The following is a 5,336-nucleotide window of genomic DNA, read 5'->3' as shown; positions in this document are numbered from 1 at the left end:
AGCCAGCTCTTCGACACGCTTGAGCAAGTCATCTGACAGTTGACTGTACTTGCGCTCGTAATTCGTAAAGGTGGTTTCTGTGACCCTACCAGTGATGATATCTTCCGTCATCTCTGATATCCGTCCTTGGACATACAGAGGCGGGTCATAGTGCAAATCATCTATCAGGGTCATTTTGTCCCCGACCTCACCATCCATGCTTCCTTCCGCTGTGTACGATACTTTGGGCACACTGGCTTTCTTCAGCTCAGCTAGCATATAGCCATATAGAGCCTCTTTAGTTTCGTACTCCGTGCTGTCAAGGTCCAACAGTAGATAGTTGTCCGTTGAATTTCTTCCCACAGACGGAAATCTATTCCTTGTTTGTGGGGCTCGAAGATAAGCTCCATCTGTAACATAGAGCGGTTTACCAGCATCGTCGTTGACTGTCTTGGTAAGTCCAGCAATTGTCAATCCATCTTTGCCAGTGGCATGCACCGCGCTGTATAGCTCTTTGATGTTATCAGAGTAGTTAATGACTTTGAGGTCTTTTCCTACTCTGACAGGCTGGCCGGTTAAATCTTTGCCAAGATTCCCTTTGCGGTAAATATTCAGCACATGGCGCCTCAGTGAGTAGTCGCTATTCGTTTCTGTCACAAACTCAAACTCTGCGTCAAACCTATTAGCGATTGAGTACAGCCTATCCAGTAGAGTGTTCGTACCTGTCCACTCAAGCTTAATTGATTTGTCTGCCACCTCATTGATGCCGATTGTAAGAGAGTTTTCTGGATCGAAAATTCGTACATATTTAGCGATTGACTGGGCTTTGTCTGACTTGTAGGACCCTTTCTGCTCATTATTGATTTCCAAAACTAATGAATAGGCAATTAAGTCCATCTTAAAGCCGTTTTTCTGGATATCCATGATATTAAGCCAATATGGCTTATTCTTATAGACAAAAGACAATTTACATCCTGTCTTGACAGTGTCGATATCTTTTGAGTTAAAACTCAAAGAGAGCATACTGGCACTTCCGGCCAAAAACTTTGTCAAGTTAGGCGTTTTAAACTTAATGCCTGCCTCATTGTCAAAAAAAGCGACATTATAGCTGTCCGTCGAGTCACGGACGGCAATCCGAATATTATCCATCAGCTAAATGCCTCCTTAATTTCAGCAGTTGCTCTTTTAATCTCCGAAAAACTAGAAACTAGCAACTGAATTTTTGTCTCCCCTGGCGGTACCTTGATATATCTAGTGCCCAAAATTTCATCGCTGAGAGCTACCTGATTATCAACATACAATCTGCCTTCTTCGCCGAAAACTTGTAGAATGCTCCCAGTTTTATATCGATTTGGGATGTCCTTCCAGTACGGCACTTTAATTTTGGTAAAGCTAAAATCGTTTAGATACATCCTGGTTACCAATTGTCCAGCTGTGCTACGGCCAATGTACTGGCCAACAAAAAACTGGATTCTATTGGCATTAACGGACCGTATTTTTGATTCGTAAAAGACGAAATACTTTCCATACCAGAAAAAGGTGACTTTGTCTTCCTCTTTCCGAATATCAAACATATTTCGATTTTCATTTTTGCTATCCTCACCATATGGATTTGGTGGGATATACTTACTTGGGGTAAAGTTGATATAGTGGACTGACCGGCTGCCACCTGCACCATCGCCAAGCAAAAAATGCACAGTTGCTTGATTCTGGGTAGTATTTGTTTTTTCAATGGCCATACCAGCAATAAAGTTATTATTAGAGTCCACAACTGCGAGACACCAAGCCCCCGTCTGATCAACCTGTCCAGTCTCAAACCAAGCCTTGGCCCAGAGATACCAGTTTTGAGCGGATTCTGACAAAGCCAACTCTTTGATAGCACCAAATTGTCTGCCGTTTGCGCTGTTTGTAAAACTGCCTGGTAATATTCCTAGACGGCCTCCGAATTGCGTATCGGCCGTCATAGTTGTTACTGATTTTTTGGTTTGGTTTTCGTAAAAAACCGTACCATTGGTCCAGTTGGCGAAGTTGCCAGCTTTATTACTGGCCAGCTGGACGCTTTTTTCAGCGATGACACCATCAACTTCTTCAACTTTCCCAAATTGGGAAGCTCCATATTCAGTTACGATGCCAAGGAAGCCAGATTCCTTGGCCAATTCCACCTCATAGTTAACATGTACAGCTTTACTGCCATCATTGACGATGGTTGCTTCCATGATACCTTGAGCATTTTTGGCAAAATTAAATATTCTGCCGTGTTTTGCATTTGAGATTCCGTCAAAAATCTCAAACTCAAAGCTGATATCAGCATTGCGGACGAAGCTTGTTGGCGTGCTCATTTTACTAAAGCGGGCACGATACACTCTGTCTGGCTGTTCTTCCAGTTCAAGCACCAATTCCTTGTCCGTAAAGATTCGGTTCAAGCGGTCAATGGTCGCAAAGACATTTTCTGGGATGACCGCTTCAACCTGGATTATTTTACTTCCTCGATGCTGGTGCAGAAAAGTCCTTCCGCTTACTGCGTTATCATCGGATTGGTTCTCGATATCTGCAACCGGCTGAACAATTACCTTTGAGATTTTGACGATATCATTTAGAGCGATACCATCGCATTTTAATTTCTTAAAAAACATCAAGTCCCCCTTCTAAAGATTAAATCGACATTGTCTTCAAAGGCAAATTTGTCACGTAGCTTTTTCCAAATATGGCCAATCAACTTGTCGCTATCGATATACACGCTTCCATCCTTGTCGTAGATGGCTTTCAGTACACTTAGGATTTCAAACAGGACTGCCATAACTTCTCCATTGCTAAATTCACTAGCATCAAGAATTCCGCGACCAATTCCTCCAAGAGTTTTATCATTCAACGGCAATACAGCTTCTGGGCCAGCCTCTCCACCAATCATGGCATTATTGCCATTCATGCCAAACATTGTTGGACCGTTCATGATACCGCCTTTGGCATACCATTGAACACCAATTTTAGGCAATCCCCCTTTTAACCAATCTAAGGGATTTACGGAACCACTAATACTAAAGTGTGGGATGGGGATATGAGGCCATCTAAATTTAAAGTTAAATAATCCTCGAATAGCATTGATTGCATTCGAAACAATATTCTTTGCACCGTTGATTGCATTTGAAATAGTGTTCTTGATACCGTTCCAGACATTAGAAACAGTGCTAGAAATTCCATTCATGACACGGGAAATTGTATTCGAGATACTCCTAAATACACTTGAAGCTGTATTAACAATACTGCTCCATAACCCAGATAGAAAGGAAGAAATGCCATTCCAAACTGCCATGACTGTACTAGAAATAGCGTTCCAAATACCAGAATAGAAAGCTACAAGGAAATTAAAACATCCTTGTGCTAAAGAAAGTATTCCGTTCCAAAGTCCGCTTAAAAAACCTAAAATAGTGTTCCAGACACTTTGAGCAGTCGAAGATATATCACTCCATAGACCGCTAAAGAACGACGCTAAGGCTGTCCAGACAGCTTGAGCGGTTGTTGCGATTGTGTTCCAAGCACTGCCTAAGAAATCCATAAATCCTTGCCAGATTTGTTTGCCCGTTTCGGTCTGAGTGAAGAACCAAACCAAACCGGCAACAAGTGCTGTGATTGCAATGATGACAATCATGATAGGGTTGGCAGACATTACAGCGTTGAATGCTGCTTGTATAGCTGTGCCGGCTTGGATGATCCCATTTTTTATAATTTCGTAGGCAACCATGGCTTTTGTAATAGCTAAGTATGCTGTTACGGCTGAGGTTATAGCAACGATAGCAGTCGTCAAAACATCAACTGCAGGACCACCTTTTTGGAACCAGGAAACAGCATTTTCGACTGTTTCAACCGTTCCTTTTACAACTTCTAGAACAGCTTCGAAAGCAGTTGACAGACCGTCAAATGACCCAGGAGGGACAGAAAATACTTTTTCAAGGAAACTTTGAAAGGCACTGATAACTTGTGGCAATACTTGATTAAAAAGTACATCGAATAACCCAGGTAATGTCTCGCTTAGTGCAACAAGTAACTTAGTTGCACCTTCTACCAAACCAGGCAAGAGAGCACCAACTATTTCTGGGAGGTAGCCAGCTAATGTTTGGATGACTTGAGCGAGGCCCTCAATAAGTCGAGGCAAAGCCTGGACTAACCGTGGAACGATATTTCCAAGAGCAATACCGATGGAATCAGTAAGCCCTCCTACTAACTCGCCAAAATCTTGGTCAGGGTCTGCCATACCTGTTAGGAAATTCTCCCATGCAGCTTTCATCATGCCGATCGATCCAGAGATTGTGGACGCTGCTTCCTTGGACGTTGTCCCGGCAATCCCCATATTCTCTTGCATGACGTGGATAGCTTCGGTTATATCCGCAAAAGAGTCAATATTGTACTTAACACCACTTAGTTTTTCAGCTTCGTCAAGCAACCTCTGCATCTCTTCTTTTGTTCCCAGTTTATACCCCCACTTTCGTGGTATTTAAAAAGGACTTGCATTTCTGCAAATCCTCAGGGCTTAGACTATATCTTTATCAAAATCTTTTTCAAAATACCATTCATAACCTTTGTGTGTTTTTAATTTTTTGTGGCAACATTTAGAAATGCTTGTCACGTCGAACCCATCATTTTTTGCTAATATTTTCGCCTCGTAAAGTTTTGTTTTTCCTGTTTTTCGTTCATATCGTATGACAGGTTTAGCTGTTTTGCTGTTTTCTGCAAACTTTCCAAAACTTGGATGTTTTTCGCCTTTTGGCATATTATTTCTTAATCCATTAATTTTAGCATGATATAAATTTTCTTTTGATGTTGCCCATTCAAGGTTGTTGATATTGTTATTTTGTTTGTTGCAATCAATATGGTTAACTTGTTTTTTATTTTCGGGATTATCTATAAAATTAATAGCTACAAGCCTGTGGATAGAAAAATATTTCCGTTTGTTGTGTTTCCTTAATCCAACTTGTAAATATCCGTTATATTTAAGTGTAGTTTTTATTGGTTGCCCAATCCTCTCGTGCACTCCGTCATGTCTTGTGACACTTCTAACGTTTCCGTTGTCAGATATTTGATAATATCCCTCAAACCCTTTAATATCTTTCCAGTTTTCCATATCTCCACCTCTTTTTTGTATATTTATATTATATCACAATGTACGGTGGTTTGCAACTTTGATTTTGATAGTAGGCGTTTCGAATGTCGTATTAATAGACACCCTACGAGCAAAGCTCTAGTCGTTGAACCTTCCTGTATTTTTACAGGCTTGGCATAGGATTGTCATAGCTTTCGCCTTAGATGTTCCCTATTAGCACATACTTATTTTTTGTTAGTGTATGCACACCCATAAATAAAAT

4 protein-coding genes are annotated in these 5,336 nt (G+C 41.1%); all 4 read right to left on the bottom strand.

Annotation, left to right across the window (positions count from 1 at the left end; all coding sequences use genetic code 11):
- Window positions 1-1,128: phage tail protein (locus ACTQV4_RS10030; RefSeq protein WP_441569754.1), on the bottom strand; the 1,128-nt coding region annotated here is incomplete at its 3' end.
- The gene (locus ACTQV4_RS10025) at window positions 1,128-2,612 is read right to left on the bottom strand and encodes a hypothetical protein (protein WP_441569753.1); all 1,485 of its coding nucleotides are present in this window, start codon (window positions 2,610-2,612) and stop codon (window positions 1,128-1,130) included. The genes ACTQV4_RS10030 and ACTQV4_RS10025, both read right to left, overlap by 1 nt.
- A complete protein-coding gene (locus ACTQV4_RS10020; RefSeq protein ID WP_441569752.1) occupies window positions 2,612-4,417 on the bottom strand; it encodes a phage tail protein in 1,806 nt (601 codons plus the stop codon). The genes ACTQV4_RS10025 and ACTQV4_RS10020 overlap by 1 nt, the downstream gene beginning before the upstream one ends.
- A gap of 87 nt (window positions 4,418-4,504) precedes the next feature.
- Window positions 4,505-5,095 carry an NUMOD4 domain-containing protein gene (locus tag ACTQV4_RS10015; RefSeq protein WP_441549863.1) on the bottom strand — a complete coding sequence of 197 codons (591 nt, stop codon included), beginning with the start codon at window positions 5,093-5,095 and terminating at the stop codon, window positions 4,505-4,507.
- Window positions 5,096-5,336 lie beyond the last annotated feature (241 nt).

The organism is Collinsella sp. LCP19S3_B11 (assembly GCF_052121915.1).
Lineage (GTDB): Bacteria > Actinomycetota > Coriobacteriia > Coriobacteriales > Coriobacteriaceae > Collinsella.
This window is presented reverse-complemented; position numbering and strand designations above follow the sequence as displayed.